General features: G+C 43.4%; 15 protein-coding genes. 7 read left to right on the forward strand and 8 right to left on the reverse strand.

The annotated features are described in order from the left end of the window. The 5 genes from VGA95_04970 to VGA95_04990 all read right to left on the reverse strand — a co-directional run. A partial coding sequence (locus tag VGA95_04970) for a hypothetical protein (protein ID HEX9665895.1) occupies nucleotides 1–189 on the reverse strand: 189 nt, incomplete at its 3' end. Nucleotides 190–308: 119 nt separating this feature from the next. Next, nucleotides 309–491, reverse strand: a complete 183-nt coding sequence (locus VGA95_04975) for a hypothetical protein (GenBank protein ID HEX9665896.1) — start codon at nucleotides 489–491, stop codon at nucleotides 309–311. A gap of 1,228 nt (nucleotides 492–1,719) precedes the next feature. After that, nucleotides 1,720–2,019 carry a type II toxin-antitoxin system RelE/ParE family toxin gene (locus VGA95_04980; protein ID HEX9665897.1) on the reverse strand — a complete coding sequence of 100 codons (300 nt, stop codon included), beginning with the start codon at nucleotides 2,017–2,019 and terminating at the stop codon, nucleotides 1,720–1,722. A 3-nt stretch (nucleotides 2,020–2,022) separates the two neighbouring features. Then, nucleotides 2,023–2,307 (reverse strand): hypothetical protein, encoded by a 285-nt coding sequence (locus tag VGA95_04985; GenBank protein HEX9665898.1) that lies wholly within the window; start codon nucleotides 2,305–2,307, stop codon nucleotides 2,023–2,025. A 648-nt stretch (nucleotides 2,308–2,955) separates the two neighbouring features. Then, nucleotides 2,956–3,360, reverse strand: coding sequence for a hypothetical protein (locus tag VGA95_04990; protein ID HEX9665899.1), 405 nt, complete (start codon nucleotides 3,358–3,360; stop codon nucleotides 2,956–2,958). 218 nt (nucleotides 3,361–3,578) lie between these two features. On the opposite strand from VGA95_04990, the gene gloB reads away from it, so the two are divergent. Next, entirely contained in the window at nucleotides 3,579–4,427 is an 849-nt protein-coding gene (gene gloB / locus VGA95_04995) for a hydroxyacylglutathione hydrolase (GenBank protein ID HEX9665900.1), read from the forward strand. 311 nt (nucleotides 4,428–4,738) lie between these two features. After that, nucleotides 4,739–8,506, forward strand: coding sequence for a methionine synthase (metH, locus tag VGA95_05000; protein ID HEX9665901.1), 3,768 nt, complete (start codon nucleotides 4,739–4,741; stop codon nucleotides 8,504–8,506). A 28-nt stretch (nucleotides 8,507–8,534) separates the two neighbouring features. Here the strand turns inward: metH and VGA95_05005 are convergent, their stop codons facing one another. Beyond that, on the reverse strand, nucleotides 8,535–8,936 hold the full coding sequence (locus VGA95_05005; protein HEX9665902.1) for a response regulator: 402 nt from the start codon (nucleotides 8,934–8,936) through the stop codon (nucleotides 8,535–8,537). Between the two features lie 210 nt (nucleotides 8,937–9,146). Here VGA95_05005 and VGA95_05010 point away from each other — a divergent pair, with 210 nt between their 5' ends. Further along, a complete protein-coding gene (locus tag VGA95_05010) occupies nucleotides 9,147–9,863 on the forward strand; it encodes an HAD-IA family hydrolase (protein HEX9665903.1) in 717 nt (238 codons plus the stop codon). 367 nt (nucleotides 9,864–10,230) lie between these two features. Further along, on the forward strand, nucleotides 10,231–10,671 hold the full coding sequence (locus VGA95_05015; GenBank protein ID HEX9665904.1) for an EamA family transporter: 441 nt from the start codon (nucleotides 10,231–10,233) through the stop codon (nucleotides 10,669–10,671). A gap of 21 nt (nucleotides 10,672–10,692) precedes the next feature. On the opposite strand, the gene VGA95_05020 is transcribed toward VGA95_05015, so the two are convergent. Together VGA95_05020 and hemB are read right to left on the reverse strand one after the other, a co-directional pair. Continuing rightward, a complete protein-coding gene (locus VGA95_05020; GenBank protein ID HEX9665905.1) occupies nucleotides 10,693–10,887 on the reverse strand; it encodes a DUF4177 domain-containing protein in 195 nt (64 codons plus the stop codon). Beyond that, entirely contained in the window at nucleotides 10,887–11,873 is a 987-nt protein-coding gene (gene hemB / locus VGA95_05025; GenBank protein HEX9665906.1) for a porphobilinogen synthase, read from the reverse strand. The genes VGA95_05020 and hemB overlap by 1 nt, the downstream gene beginning before the upstream one ends. Before the next feature lie 750 nt (nucleotides 11,874–12,623). Between hemB and purK the strand changes: the two genes are divergently transcribed. The 3 genes from purK to VGA95_05040 form a co-directional block, all read left to right on the forward strand. Beyond that, nucleotides 12,624–13,778, forward strand: coding sequence for a 5-(carboxyamino)imidazole ribonucleotide synthase (purK, locus tag VGA95_05030; protein HEX9665907.1), 1,155 nt, complete (start codon nucleotides 12,624–12,626; stop codon nucleotides 13,776–13,778). Nucleotides 13,779–13,830: 52 nt separating this feature from the next. After that, nucleotides 13,831–14,301, forward strand: coding sequence for a 5-(carboxyamino)imidazole ribonucleotide mutase (gene purE, locus VGA95_05035; GenBank protein HEX9665908.1), 471 nt, complete (start codon nucleotides 13,831–13,833; stop codon nucleotides 14,299–14,301). Between the two features lie 80 nt (nucleotides 14,302–14,381). Next, the coding region (locus VGA95_05040) for a pyruvate carboxylase (protein HEX9665909.1) at nucleotides 14,382–16,891 on the forward strand (2,510 nt) is incomplete at its 3' end.

Raw genomic sequence — 16,891 nt, forward strand, 5'->3', positions numbered from 1 at the left:
GTTTGGCCCTCCAATACATAAGACAGTGTCTTCGGTATCGCAGGTGCCTTCATTACAGTCTCCTCCATCACCAAGATCGCACGCTACATCCTTGGAAACATCCAAATCGGCGTAACTGAAGATGGGCAGCGCGAAAACAGACATGGCTAGCGTAATCATAAAAAGGGTTACAATTTGTAATTTTCTCACGATTCACCTCCTTATATATTTTTGATTCCTGATGGAACCGTTTTAAAAATTGGGGCCTTACGATAGCCGATCCCAGCCTGGAATAAGTTGAAGTTATCGTAATAGCCTCCTCTCCCCATTTACTCCATAGGCGCCACCTCCTTTTTAACCTGACTTGCCAGAAATCGCGCAACGACGGCTTTTCGAGCCAATGAATCCCCTCGGATTAAATAGCAGCGTTCAGGACGCTCGGATTTTGTTTGAGGACAAAAGGGGGGTACCTTTACCAAAAGGGACTTATGGTACCCCTCAATACACTTCAATGGTTGCCACCTCCATCAAAGCCGATTTTTATTTAACCCATTGCGGGCGTAATTGATATAACCCCTTTTATACTACAAATTCCAAAATATGTCAAGAATTAATTTAATTGCTAATCACATTCCTTTATAGCTATTCATATTTTTAAATCGTCAGCTTAAGTTAATTGACACAGTTCTATAAAATAATTAGCATTGACCTTTCACTTTTAACCTGTCAAATCTCTCCCAGGCGGTTGTTTTATACATTATCTCGAACATTTGTTTTATATCATATTTCCGGAGGCCATGTCAAGCAGTTATTTAAAATGTATATTATTTCTAAACCCAAAGGGCAAATAAGACACGGCTCAGGGTCACCCTTAACCTTACACCAAAAAAGGCCCGTTGAGTTTGAGACAAGTTTGACAGTGTCTGCGGGAGACAAAGTCTCGAAGCAATCTCCTTTACTACTGGACAACTGCCGCGTAATACATGCGATGAAAGATCTTCCACTGTCCGCTCGGGCAACACGCTCTACAATTTTCTTTTTTACCTGGATGACCTCGAGTTTTGTGTCCTCCCCTTTTTTAAAGGGGAGACAGATGGCGAAGGGCTGAGGCGCTCCGTTAGAATTCGGAGTGTAGGTGAGGTTTTCGTATTAATTGAAAGCCCGCATTACATTAAGGATGCGGGGACTGATCCCCGATCAGTCTTAAACCCATTAGCGGAACAGGGTTTAGAAACGGAAATATCCCGGATTCAGGGCAAGGTCGAAAGAAAATATTTAAGAGATTCAAGCTCGATACAGTTAGAAAAATGGTATAAGGTTCAGGACTGACCCCGAGGCTTTCAGGGCTTCGGCTCGCAATGACAATAACCGCGGCAGTGGAATATCGATGCCCGTTCGGGGAACGGGGGCCCTACTTTGGTTTGTGTCAATATAGGGAACGCATACTTCTCCTGAGCCTGGTCGAAGGATATGCGTTCCCTACAAATTTGCTAAAAGACCTATAATCATAAATATAAGATTATAACCAGAAAAACGGTTGCCTTTAAAGCCAGTCCTGAAGAAATTTAATGTTTCTCCCTTGCGAATAACCGGGATTTAGGGCGAGATCGAAGGACGATTTTTAAGAGATTAAAAATTGGAAGAGTTATTAAATTGGTATAAGGGTTAGGACCCCGAGGCTTGGCCCCGAGGCTTTGCCAAAGAGGGAAATCGTGGATTAGCGATTCGGTCCTGCAAGGTTTATTTATAGGTATGTTCTTGCCTTTTCGCGAGCTTAAGCAAGATAACTCTTCTATTTTTATCATCAATATCGTATAGTACTCGATATTTTCCAATCCTCAGTCTATACTGAGCAACGAAACTAAAAACCATAGATTCGTCTTCTAACTTTTTGTATTTTTTCCCCGGCGGACGTGGAATATCAGCCAAAGACCTAACGGAAGCAACTATCCTTTCCTGATAGTTTTTAGATAGCTTTCTCAGCTCTTTCTCAAATTCTTTTTCAACTCGTTCGGTTGGGAATACTAATTCATATTTCATAAATTAGAAACCCAGCTTCTTAAATAGTCTCTCCGCGGGGACGGAGAGACCCTCTTCGTACTCCCTTCGCGCTCTGGCTATCTCTTCTATCAGCCTTTTGTCCTTTAGCTCTTCCAAAACCTCCAGAATATCCAGCATGTCATCGTAGGCAATCAGAAAGGATTTAGGTATGCCGTGAGAAGTTATAATCGAGGGGCTTCTTGACTCAATCAGCCTTGAGAGCTTAGCTTGGGCTTCCCTCACTCCGACCGATTTGGCTTTTCTTAAAAGGCCTCGTGATGTAACCAAATTCTTTGCCTCCGTCTCATGCATTGCAATTGTATATAGATTTTATTGAAAATACCAGAGTTGTCAAATCCCCCCCCAATTACATTTGATTCCAAAAAAATAGAAATAAGTTTTCCTTAATCTGATCCCGTGGGATTCTTTCCCGAGAAAACGGTTAAGCGTTGTACTCGTCTATGTTTTTACTTCCGTAGGGACTGTCTGGGGCTTCGGATCGTACACTTAAGGAACTTGCCCGCACAGGTTCGAATGTGGAGATGGGTAACACTTTAAGCCGAAGCCATCTGTTAAGTAAACAAACGACGGAAATTTCCCTCTTTGGAAAAGAGCCTGTCATGAGTCAGTCGAATGAGGATTCAGTGTCATTGCGAGAAGTCCTGAGCCCAGTCGAAGGGGTCGAAGCAATCTCCCCATATCATTGGCAGAGTATCGCCAATAGATTAACGTACGGAAATGTAGGGAACGCATATATGCGTTCCCTACTGAGAATCTTTCTTTCTGTAGGGACTGATCCCCGATCAGTCCTAAGCCCATTCGGGGAATGGGCCCTACACACCAAAAAAGGCCCCATGAGTGTGATGGCAAGCGTTGTGGGTTGCTAACAAGAAGGAAAACCTGGGAGGATGTAGGGTAGGGGGAAGAACAGGAATTTTACTTCTCTTCTTTATCCTCCTCCAAATCCTCCTCCAACACGATTACTTCTAGCTGTTCGGCTTCAATTTCATTCTTTGCCCTTCTGTAGATACCGCCGACTACCATATAGTCATCTTCCATAACTACCCATGATGAAGGTATTGAAACATTAATAAAGTTGCCACCAAGATCAGTGAGTTTAAAAATAATTATTGGCACATCCTCACCGGTTTTTGCTTCACTGATGTCATGCGCGATGCCTTCCAGAGCCACCTCTGCACCATCAAAGGCGAGCGGAGAAATAAGTATCCTGCTTATCGTTGTTCTTATGCCACCAATTTGAGGCGCAGGGATTTCCTTCTCGCCGCCACAGGTTGTTAGGGAGAAAATAAGTAAAAGTGAGGGGAGTATTTTTTTTAGCAATTCATTAATTCTCTGATTAGTTATATTAACTTTGTTACCCATTTTAGGAAAGTTTTTTCTTGGATTATATAGGTTTCAAGTTGAGAGTCAATATGGGATAGAAAAGTGATTGGGTATGAGTTTGCTGCACAAACCCTCGAAATGACGCTTAGAGTGAAGGAGATTGCTTCGCTAACGCTCGCAATGACAGTCAGGGCAGGAATATGAAGGTGTTCGCAGTGACAATAAAAAAGTGTAATATTACAATCATGGGAACTAATAATGTGGATGTGTTTGAAGGAAATGGCTTTGGGATTGCAAGGATAAGGATTAAAGAAAGCGATAGCAATTACAACTACATAGTATGGTGCAGTGAAACCCGGGAGAGTGCCATAGTGGATCCCCTTGATGCCAATACGGTATTAGATCATATAAGGGAACGCGGCCTAAAGGTTCGCTATATTATCAATACCCATGCTCATCCCGATCATATTGAAGGTAACAATGCGATCCTGAAGGTTACCACTTCAAAAATTCTGATACATCCAAGGGGTACAGATTTCGTCGCACCCCGATACGAAACCATAGAAGAGAACAGTATCATCAATATTGGCAAGCAACAAATAAGTGTCATGTATACACCTGGTCACTGTCCTGAGCATGTTTCATTAATCTTGGGGAATAATATTTTTGTCGGCGACACATTATTTTTATCTGGTTGCGGCAATACAAAATTCAGGGGCAACGTTAATGAACTCTATCAGACCATCGCGTTTAAACTCAGGACTCTTCCGGATAACTTTAGGGTTTTCTGCGGGCACGATTATGCAGAAAAAAACCTGACGTTTGCCCTAGATATCGAGCCAGAAAATAAAGCAGCAAAGGCTAAACTTAAAGAGGTAAGAAATTCAATTAAGCAAGGGAAGGAGCCCGCTCCTACAACTATTGGGGAAGAAAAGCGATACAATCCATTTTTAAGATTTGACGAGCCTTCTTTAATTAATGGGCTGAAAAAAAGAAATCCCTCCATTGAAGAAAATCCTGAAATAATATTTAAAGAGCTTCGAGAGATGCGTAATAAGTGGTGATAAGTAGGAGATTATTGCTTCGCCGGATCCTAAGTACTCAGGTTGCAGATTGCTTCGCCACCCCTTCGCAAAGGTCCTTCGACATGCTCAGGACAGGCCTCAGGGCTTCGGCTCGCAATGACAATCTGGGCGGGACTCTAATAGCAGTTGCTGCGAGGACTGACACTTCACATGTGTTCAGTGCAGGCTCAGTCAGTCGTGGCAATCTCCGGCACTATTGGCAGAGCGTTTCGTTATAGATCCGAGTAGCATTGAGTAGCGGATTATCTCCCCTTCATCCGCAGTGACAATTATTTGGTATAATTGTAGCCATGCACCGAAAAGCGGAAACGGAAAAGTTCAAGATTCTTCGTCAAATGCTCAAAAGGCGCATCCTAATCATGGATGGCGCAATGGGGACAATGGTCCAGTCGTACAAACTTGACGAGGCGGATTTTAGGGGTGAGCGATTCAAGGATCACCAAAGGGATTTAAAGGGCAATAACGACATCTTATGCCTTACAAGACCGGATTTGGTTAAGAAGATACACAGACAATACCTTGATGCCGGAGCGAATATTATAGAAACCAATACGTTTAACAGTACGAGAATATCCCAATCCGATTATGGGCTTGAAGGCATTGCCTATGAGCTCAATGAAGAAGCCGCAAGAATTGCGAGAGAAGCCGTAGATGAATTCTGTGCGGTGAATCGAGAGAGGAAATGCTTTGTAGCAGGGGCCTTAGGACCGACAAATAAGACCTGTTCAATATCGCCAGATGTAAATAATCCAGCATACAGGAATATCACATTCAGTGAACTCACCGATGCATACTATGAGCAAATCAGGGGTCTTGTTGAAGGAGGTGTCGATATTTTGCTCGCAGAGACTGTATTCGACACACTAAATGTAAAAGCGGCTATTTTTGCGATTGAAAAGTTCTTTGATGAGCATTCTGTTCGATTGCCCGTGATGTTATCCGTGACTATTACAGACGCGTCGGGCAGGACCCTTTCAGGACAGACCGTTGAAGCATTCTGGAACTCAGTCAGGCATGCTAGACCTCTGTCCGTCGGCATAAACTGTTCACTAGGTGCTAAGGAAATGCGTCCTCATATGGATGAATTGTCCACTATCGCAGATTGCTACACGAGTTGCTATCCGAATGCCGGACTTCCCAATCCCTTGAGCGAAACAGGATATGATCAAACCCCTGAAGAGATATCCATATTCCTTGAGGAGTTTGCAAAAAGTGGGTTTGTAAACATCGTAGGCGGATGTTGTGGAACCACACCTGATCATATCAATGCAATAGCTAGAAAGATAGGAGATATGCCTCCTCGAAAAATACCGATAATCCCTCCGGCTACCCGTCTCAGCGGGTTAGAGCCGTTAAACATCACGGGTGATCGAGCCCCATTTGTAGTCATAGGAGAACGAACAAATGTTACGGGCTCTCCTAAATTTGCTAACCTCATTAAGTCCGACAGGTTTGAAGACGCTCTCGGAATTGCCAAGCAACAGGTGGAAAACGGTGCAAATATAATTGACGTCAACTTTGACGAAGCCTTGCTGGATAGCGTGGCCTGTATGACACGCTTCCTTAATCTGATCACGTCTGAACCCGAAATCTCGAGGATTCCTATCATGATAGATAGCTCAAAGTGGTCGGTGATAGAAGCCGGGCTTCAATGTGTACAGGGGAAGTGCATTGTTAACTCGATCAGCCTAAAGGAAGGTGAGGAAAAATTTCTAGAACAAGCACGGCTCGTCATGCGTTACGGCGCGGCTGCAATTGTTATGGCATTTGATGAGGAGGGACAAGCTGCAAATAAAAAGGATAAGGTACGCATTTGTCAACGTGCATATGGGTTATTGACTGAAAAGTTGGGTATGGACCCAACCGATGTGATTTTTGATCCAAATATCTTGACCGTTGCGACGGGAATTGAAGAGCACAACAATTACGCAGTCGATTTCATAGAATCCATCGGCGAAATAAAGGCCACATGCCCAGGGGCCCGCACCAGCGGAGGCGTGAGTAATATCTCTTTCTCGTTCCGCGGGAACAATATAGTCAGGGAAGCCATGCACTCCGCCTTTTTGTATCATGCCATAAATGCTGGCCTTGACATGGCGATTGTGAATGCAGGAATGCTAGCCGTCTATGAGGAGATAGACAAAGAGCTTCTCGAGAGGGTGGAAGACGTACTGTTAAACAGGAGAACGGATGCTACTGAACGACTCGTCGAATACGCCGAGGAAATCAAAGGTACAGAAAAAGTGAGGCTGAAAGATGAAGAGTCGTGGCGAAAGAGAAGTGTTGAGGAACGACTCTCACACGCACTTGTTAAGGGAATAATAGACTATATTGAGGAGGATACAGAAGAAGCACGTGAGAAATACGAAAAGCCACTGGATGTTATTGAAGGCCCTCTCATGGATGGTATGAAGATCGTTGGGGAATTATTTGGAGAGGGGAAAATGTTTCTCCCCCAGGTGGTCAAGAGTGCGAGGGTAATGAAGAAAGCCGTTGCGTACCTGGAACCCTACATGGAGGCCGAAAAGAAAAACGCTGATGATCCCAGAGCTAAAAAAAAGCTTGTGATCGCAACTGTGAAGGGAGACGTACACGATATCGGGAAAAATATTGTATCGGTAGTTCTAGCCTGTAATAATTACGAAGTAATAGATCTCGGCGTGATGGTACATTGCGATAAAATCCTTCAAACGGCCAAGGAGGTAAAAGCCGATATAATTGGCATGAGCGGCTTGATAACACCGTCTCTTGATGAAATGGTCCACAATGCCAAAGAGATGGAAAGGAATGGTTTCGATGTGCCGCTGCTCATAGGAGGTGCCACTACTAGTGATGCACACACGGCTATCAAGATTGCTCCGAATTATAGTGGCCCTACAATACATGTTTTAGACGCATCATTGGTTGTTGGAGTTTGCAGAACCTTGATGAATCCTGATAAGCGTAAACCCTTTGAAGCAGAGGCCATTGCAAAACAAAAAGTAACGAGAGAGCAATATGCCGCACTATCACATAAGAAGCGCTTTATCCCTATTGATGAAGCTCGTCGAGAGAAATTTAAAACCAACTGGGAAGACATTCAAATAGATGTGCCTAAGAGGCTGGGAATACAGGTATTAAATGACATACCACTCGAAGAAGTAGTACCCTTTATCGACTGGACTCCGTTCTTCTGGGTATGGAATCTAAAGGGAGTCTACCCAAAGATATTCGAGCATAAAAAATGGGGGAAGCAGGCGCTCAATCTTTACAACGACGCTCAAAATTTATTAAACGAAATCATAGCCGATAAAAGATTCCGAGTTAGTGCAGTGACCGGCATCTGGCCGGCAAAGAGCGTAGGTGATGACGTTGAAATTTACAATCATGAAAATGGGCATAAGATTTTGGGAACATTTCGCTTCCTCAGACAGCAGCAGGCTGACGTCGATAAAAATGTATATCACTGTCTGGCGGATTTTATAGCGCCAAAGGGATCAGGACGAAAGGATTACCTCGGGTGTTTTGTAGTAACGGCCGGTTGGGAGGTGGAAACATTCGCGGCCACTTTTTCTTCTAAACTTGATGATTACCATGCAATTATGGTAAAAGCGCTCGGCGATAGATTTGCTGAGGCACTGGCGGAATTGCTGCACAAAGAGGCACGTGAGAATTGGGGATATGGAATGGAGGAACATCTCACGCACGATGACTTAATAAGAGAAAGGTATAGAGGAATACGCCCCGCGCCGGGTTACCCTTCATGCCCTGATCACACTGAGAAAGCCCTGCTCTGGAAACTACTCAAACCCGATGAAAATATTAGCGTATTTCTTACAGAGAATTTTGCGATGAATCCACCCAGTTCGGTGTCTGGTTGGTATATTGCTCACCCGGAAGCCAAGTATTTTCATTTAGGAAAAATAAACCGTGATCAGGTCGAGGATTATGCCAAGAGAAAGAATATGCCTTTGCATGTTGTTGAAAAATGGCTTCAACCTAATCTTGGGTACGAACCTTCGGAGTTTTTACAACAATTACAAGTATCAAAGAAGGCCTCAAATATTGCGCCTAATTAAGATAAATTCAGAAGAGTTTACCGTTTATTCAGCTCTCAGTTGGTGGTATTGAATACTTCCTCAGTATCTCCCTCAGATCTTTTGAAAATCTTGATCTGGGAATTACAAGGTCACAACCCGCTCTATTGGCTTCCTCCTTTAATTCGATTTGAGCATGCGATAAAAATCCGATCACGGGAATTTGCTTAAGCTCACCGGTAGATTTAATTTTTTTTATAATTTCGAGAGGGTCACCGGCTCTAGAATTGAGATCAAAGATGATGAGAGAGGGCTTTTCTGATGATATTTTCTCATTAAATCCATCTGGTTTTTTTACGAATTCCAACTCTATGTCAAGGGTCTTGGCAGCTTCCCTAATCTTCGATGAGAAAAACAGATCATCCAATACAGCTATAACCTTTTTCCTGTGGTCGTTTTTTTCATTAATCATTAACCTTTACCTGAATAGAGTGTATATTAAAGGTGTTTTTTATCAATATTATGTAAGCTTCTCCAAATAAATAGGGAGACACTATTTATTCGGTCTGCTCTTTGGCAAAAAGTCTTGGTTGTTAGTTGCTTCACCGAAGAAGTCAGCCATCCCGATCTCACTTGTTAGCAGGAGATTGCTTCATTAAATTCGCAATGACCGAGCTGGGACATGGGCAACAATAATCGAATCAAAGCTGTTTTTTTTGACGCCGCCGATACATTATTTTATATAAATGATGGACTTGGGAATGTATATTCTTCGGTGGCATCCAAATACGGATCAACTCCAGATCCTAAATTGGTCAAGGCCGCCTTTTCATGCGCATTCCACTCAGCACCCCCTTTAGTATTTGGTGGACTTTCTTCTGAAGATAGAAGGGTATATGAAAAGAAATGGTGGTACAGCGTAGTCGAAAACGTTTTTGAAGACGTGGGCATGTTTGATGAATTTGATTCATACTTTGAAGAGCTATTTGAGGTTTTTAGACTTGGCGCATGGAAATTATTTCCTGAAACTCAGGATGTATTGACCTCGCTCGAAAAGCGAGGCCTTAAATTAGGCTTGATTTCAAACTTTGATACTCGGGTGTACGATGTTTGCCAAACCCTGGGTATATATAAATATTTCAAATCGTTTGTGATCTCTAGTGAAGCTGGATTTGCAAAACCTTCGCCAGAAATTTTTGAAATCGCTCTTAATGAGCAAGGTGTATTGGCGGAGGAATCCATTCACATTGGCGATAGTATCGAGCATGATTTACGGGGAGCAAAATCTCTGGGTATAAACGCTGTATTACTTGATAGGGAGGGAAAATATGAACATAGTGATGATATCCGGAAAATCAAGGATCTAAGAGAGGTTTTTCAAATTTTAGGTGACTCTTGAAGCTTATGAGTTACGCGTGGTCGCCGCGCTTCCTTCGCGATGAGAACCGCCTGTGTCAATGAGACTGGGAGGGAAGGGAATTGCTTCAGGGAGCCAGTACTGAGTTAATCGAGGTGTTCGCAATGAGAATTAAGGAGGCACTGGAATAGCAGTCATTGCGAAGGAGCGAAACGACTGAAGCAATCTCAAGCATAAAGAGGAGGTCGCTTCATTTTACTCGCAAGGAAAGAAAGGTATTATTGCGTGGGACTGCAATGAGAGAGGCAGTCCATTAATTTGCACCGATAAAGAATTATATACAGCTATTAGAATTAACATTATTGTACTAGAGTAATGAACAAATAAATTAGTTATTCGGAGGATTACTATGAAGACTGCAGGATTAGCCTTACTCGTGGCAACAATATGGGGCATTTCACCTATATTTGAAAAACTGAGTTTGGAAAGGGCTTCACCTCTTACTGTGATAACGTTGCGTTTTATATTTTCAGCTACCTGTCTTGTCGTTTATTCGGTTGTAACGGGTGGGTATAGGGATTTCAGCACGGTAGACGGGAAAACTCTCCTCTACATCATTCTTGCTGCCCTTTTTGGTGGCATTATTGGTCTATTCCTCTTTTTCGTCGCGCTCAAGCAGGATTTTACTTCGAAGATAGTCCCCATAGCTGCTACGTTTCCCCTGTTCACCGCCCTCTATGCCTTTATGTTCCTCAGCGAGCATATTTCATCTCAGCGCCTTATTGGAATTATCCTCATAGTTATTGGATTGATTTTAGTAAATTGGAATAGCATTAGCTATTCAGATTAGGCAGTTTGATCCCTCAAGGGATCAGTCATGTTCTTTAGTCTTTTCATTACGAGTAAAAAGTACGAACGCCATGGCTGGTCTTCTCGAGGATTCTCTCATAGCAAATTGAATAGTATCTAATTTCCAGCCTTTATTAACCCACTTATTTATTATCGCTTCAAGGTCCTCTGCCGTCACGGTTGTTAATTCCACCACTTTGTAAATAATATCTTTCATTATGCATGCTTTGAAGAGTCCAATAATCGCGCGGCTTCTTTAGCAAAATAGGATATGATGATATCTGCGCCAGCCCTCTTTATGCTAGTTAGCATCTCCATAATGACTAGATTTTCATCTATCCAGCCGAGTCCACCGGCAGCCTTCACCATCGAATATTCACCACTAACGTTATACGCGGCAAGCGGATAGTCGAACTCTTCCCTGGCTGCTCTTATAACATCAAGATAAGACATGGCGGGTTTCACCATCACTATATCTGCACCCTCCTCAATGTCGAGCGCAATTTCACGCAAAGCCTCTCTAACGTTGGGCGGATCCATCTGATATTCTCTCCTGTCCCCAAATTCGGGTGAGGACTTTGCAGCCTCTCTAAATGGTCCGTAGAATGCGGATGCGTACTTCGCTGAATACGACATTATCCCAGTATTAATTAAACCATCCTCATCCAGTGCATTTCTAATCACTCCAACACGACCGTCCATCATGTCAGAGGGAGCAACTATATCAGCCCCAGCCCTTGCGTGGGATAGGGCGATCTCTCCCAGATATTTAAGTGTTTCATCGTTGTCCACTTGACCCTTCCTGATTATTCCGCAATGGCCGTGATTCGTATACGCACACATGCATATGTCGGTGAAGAGCACCATACTATTAAACCTTTCCCTTATCTCTCTTAACGCCCTCTGGACAATACCGTTTTCATCGTAAGCCTCTGATCCCAATTCATCCTTTAGCTCCGGAATCCCAAATAACAGGATGGCCTTGATTCCAAGTTCTTTTACCTGTTTTATCTCCCTTATCGCATTGTCGACTGACTGTCTAAATATCCCCGGCATTGAGCTAATCTCTTCTTTAAATCTCCTACCAGGAGCGATGAACATCGGATAGATAAAATCATCCACACTTAATTTGGTTTCAGAAACCATTTCACGGATCTGTTTATTTTTCCGTAGTCTTCTTGGACGATAATCCGGGAAGTGCATTTTAAATTTGATTGTTAAATTACTCTATTTTAGATCTCAATATAACAAGTTTTTAGATCTATTTAAAGGCTAGCATGTGTTAAATTATTCAAACAACTTCAAAAACAGGTTCTGTCCATTAGTACCCCAAACGAAATAGTGCTCTCATATTTTGCGGTTTTTTACCTTTTTAGCTTGATAATTCCCTGCGGCTTGCTGCACGGTTTCCGTTCTCATTGACAGGCAATTGTCATTGGGAGCACTTGGACGGACTGTACTGAGTAAAATCCAAGTGCTAATTAAAGACTCTAGCGAGGCAATCCTCTGCAACAAATGTCATTGCGAACGGAGTGAAGCAATCTGCCACCTAACTACTATAGTCGTCCGTATTACGAAACGCCCTGCCAGGAGTGGAGGAGATTGCTTCGAGACTTTTCGGGTCTCTCGCAGCGACTGCTATTGGAGTGCGACGCAGGGAGTCAATGACACTACCAGAATTATCATCGCGAGCGAAACGAAGCGATCTCCTCGGTGATCGTCCTGGAGTTTGCTTCGGGACTGCTTCCCTCTTTATGACATGAGAAACGGATTGGTCTGGTACTGATACCCGACAGCTCGCTTGAGAGTTATTGATTAAATTAACTCCTTCTTATTGAAATACCTGTCGCCATTAAGTTAAATATAGCCTATCGAAAAGTTAAAATGAATAAGGACTAATTATTGGTTTATTATTTTTTCAAGTCATATTTATCCACATAGACATAATTCTCAATGAACACGGAAGATAACGAAAATCGAACTACCGTTGGTATCATAGGCGGGGGGCAGCTCGCCAGAATGACAGCGATTGCCGCATACAGACTCGGTCTAGAAATAGCTATCCTGGATCCCGATATAAAAAGTCCGGCAGGGCAAATAGTACAAAAGGTCGTGATTGGATCTATAAATGATATTAGAAAATTGGAAGAGCTATCCAGAATAAGCAGCTTGATTACATTAGAAAATGAGTTTGTCGATGCTCCATTGTTAGAGAAAATTGAGTCCTCAGGAACTATTGTCTATCCTTCATCTAAGGCCTTAGGATTGATACAAGACAAGCTTACGCAAAAGCGAACTTTAGAGTTTAGTATGATAGGGGTTCCAAAATTCCTAGGGGTATCAGGCGAGAATGATATTCTTGAAGCCGGCAGAAAATATGGATGGCCGATAATTCTCAAGGTTAGGAGAAATGCGTACGACGGTAGAGGCAATGAATCGGTCAGCGGTCCAGATGAGATACACATCGCATGGAACAACCTCCATGGTGGTAAACGTGATCTTATGGTTGAAGAATTCATAAGATTTAAAAAAGAGCTTGCAATTATGGTTGTACGAAATACGAAGGGTGAGACAGCAACATATCCTGTGGTTGAAACCATTCAAAAAGACCACATTTGCCACATAGTCAGGGCTCCTGCAGGCATAGGTGATGATATTAGTAAAAATGCAGCAAATATGGCCGAAAAAGCGATTGAAGCGATTGATGGTATAGGAGTATTCGGAATTGAAATGTTTCTTCTGGAAGATGATAGGGTACTCATAAATGAAATCGCTCCACGACCTCACAATTCAGGCCATTACACAATCGAGGCCTGCATTACATCACAATATGAAAATCATTTACGTGCCATTCTGGGTTATCCTTTGGGCTCGACCAGCATGGTGACTCCTGCCGCTGTGATGGTTAACTTACTCGGCAGCCGCCATGGAGAATCAGTTATTAAGGGACTTGAAGAGGCTCTACAAATTACCGGTGCCCATATTCATATATACTGTAAGCAGCACACTCGTCCAAATCGTAAGATGGGTCATGTCACAGTATTGGGACAAAGCATAGAAGAATCGTTCGATAGGGCACTTAAGGCGGCAAGTATGATATCTTTCTGAAAATTTGTTGAAGGAGGTAAGGGTGCACGTGAATCCGTTAATAGGAATAATCATGGGAAGTGATTCAGATTTGCCAACAATGATAGCCGCGTCAAAGGTGTTCGATGAATTCAATATTCCATATGAAATGAGGATTCTGTCTGCTCACCGCACACCTGTAGATATGGCTAAATACGCACAGGAAGCCCACGTGAGAGGTATTAAGGTGATTATTGCAGGCGCGGGAGGTGCCGCGCATCTTCCAGGAATGATTGCCGCACATTCACCACTTCCTGTAATAGGTGTTCCAATCAGTACTGAAGCCCTGAGTGGCCTTGACTCACTTTTGTCAATTGTACAGATGCCTGGTGGCGTGCCGGTTGCGACAGTCGCAATCGGGGGCGCGAAGAATGCTGCCCTTTTGGCCATAGAAATCCTTGGCACGTCGGATGAAAAAATACTGAAGAAGGTGATAGACTATAAGGAAAATGCAGCGGAAGAATCGAGAAAAAAGAATAAACGCATGCCAAAGAATAAAAAATAATATGCCTGACATATGATTATAAGTGTGTCCAATTACCTAATCGCGACAGACCGATAATACAGGAGTCAAAAGGAACTACTATGCAGTCAAAATCTAAGTTTAGAAAGAAGGTTAAAAATTTTCAAAGAGTGCTGGTCGGAAATCGAGGAGAGATTGCAATTCGCGTGTTTCGCGCATGCACCGAGCTGGGCATAAATACGATTGCAATTTATTCTGAAGAAGATTCTTTTTCTCTGCACAGAGGCAAGGCGGATGAAGCCTATTTAATCGGGAAAAACAAAGGGCCAGTCGAGGCGTATTTGGACATAGATGGAATCATAAGTCTGGCGATTGAAAAGAATGTAGACGCCATTCATCCCGGATACGGATTCTTATCTGAAAATCCAGGTCTCGCTAGTGCATGTATCGATGCGGGGATATCCTTCATCGGCCCAACTCCAGAGGTAATTGAGCTGATGGGCGATAAAGCGGAAGCAAGGAGATTGGCCGCTAGGTCGGGTGTGCCTATCGTTCCTGGAACAGAGGAATTTGTAGAGAACGATGAACAAGCCATCGAGTTTTCAAGAGATGTAGGATTCCCCGTGATTATAAAAGCTGCCCACGGTGGGGGAGGCAGGGGGATAAGAGTCAACTATGATCAAAAGTCTCTTATAGAGAACCTTCCACAGGCCAGGTCAGAGGCGAAAGCGGCATTTGGAAGCGACGCCGTTATACTCGAAAAATATATTGAGAATCCTAAGCATGTCGAGGTACAGATTCTGGGCGATCAATACGGTAATGTAATGCATTTATTCGAACGCGACTGCTCCGTTCAGAGAAGACATCAGAAGGTAGTGGAATTTGCACCGGCATTAACACTCGATCGTGTTCTTAAAGAGAAAATTTATGACGCGGCTCTCCGAATTTGTCACGCTGCGAATTATACAAGTGCGGGGACCGCTGAATTTTTGGTGGACTTAAAAGGTAATTTCTATTTTATTGAGATGAATACTCGCATCCAGGTGGAACACACCGTTACAGAACTTGTTACCGGTGTGGATCTTGTCCAAGCCCAGATACGAATTGCAGAGGGTCATAGATTACACGATCCCAAAACAGGAATTCCCAGGGGTTCTGCGTTAAGATGTAATGGATATGCGTTACAGTGTCGTATCACAACCGAAGACCCGACAAATAACTTCACGCCTGATATCGGTCGATTGATCGCATATCGATCCCCAGGTGGATTCGGAATAAGGCTTGATGCCGCGAGTGCTTATGTAGGTGCTGCCATCACGCCGTATTACGATTCCATGCTGGTAAAAGTTACCTCGTGGGGCTTAACATTCGATCAGTGTGTCAAAAAGATGGATAGGGCACTGCAAGAGTTTCGCATTCGAGGGGTTAAAACGAATATTCCATTCCTGATTAAATTGATCAGACATCCTGTGTTCAGAAAAGGGGAATGCACGACAAGTTTTCTACAGGATCACCCGGAAATCTTTGACATACGGGAACCACGGGATAGGGCTACAAGGTTATTGAGCTTTATTGGAGATGTCACAATAAACCGGTCCATTAAGAAGCCCAAGAGCTGGGAAGAACATCCGCCCCTAAAACCAATCGTACCATCGACAGATCACAATAAACTGGTGGTTCCTGAACACAGACAGGTTTTTGACAGGGAGGGTCCGGAGGGATTATCAAAGTGGATTTTGAAACAAGAACGTCTACTTGTCACAGACACGACCTTTCGCGACGCTCATCAATCTCTACTCGCAACACGCCTAAGAACTTATGATATGTTTAATATCGCAAAGGCGACTGGTTATTTGGGAAGAAACATTTTTTCCTTTGAGATGTGGGGTGGAGCAACATTCGACGTATGTCTGAGATTTCTCAGAGAATGCCCCTGGAACCGAGTTTCAAAGCTCAGAGAGTCTATGCCCCATGCCATCCTCCAAATGCTGCTTCGTGGCGCTAATGCTGTTGGATATGCCAACTACCCGGATAACGTCGTTAGAGAATTCATAAAAGAGGCGGCAAGCTGTGGTATAGACCTGTTCAGAATCTTTGATTGCTTCAACTGGATTCCAAATATGACGGTTTCAATAGAAACGGCGCTTGACACAGGAAAGATAGTTGAAGCGGCAATATGTTATTCAGGTGATATCACCGACCCAAGACGCGATAAATACACGCTTAAGTACTACGTTGATCTCGCGAGGGAACTCTCGAAAATGCATGTTCACCTCATAGCGATCAAGGATATGGCCGGACTATGTAAGCCCTTTGCGGCGGAAAAGTTGGTTCGCGCCATAAAAGAAGAAACGGGAATCCCCCTGCATTTTCATACTCATGCTACCAGCGGGAACGGGGAGGCCACAGTTCTCAAGGCTGCCGAGGCGGGCGCGGACATTGTTGATTCAGCCATCAGCTCATTATCTGGATTGACGTCTCAGCCTAGTTTAAATGCTGTTGTCGCTGCCTTGGAAGGAACTGAGCGGGACACTGGCATCGATGTAAAAGACTTAAACAAACTGTCAACGTACTGGGAAGCGGTTAGAGGCTATTATGCGCCATTTGAAGGGGATATGAAATCTTCTAATGC

The sequence above is a fragment of the Thermodesulfobacteriota bacterium genome (genome assembly GCA_036397855.1).
Classification (GTDB): Bacteria; Desulfobacterota_D; UBA1144; order Nemesobacterales; family CSP1-2; genus DASWID01.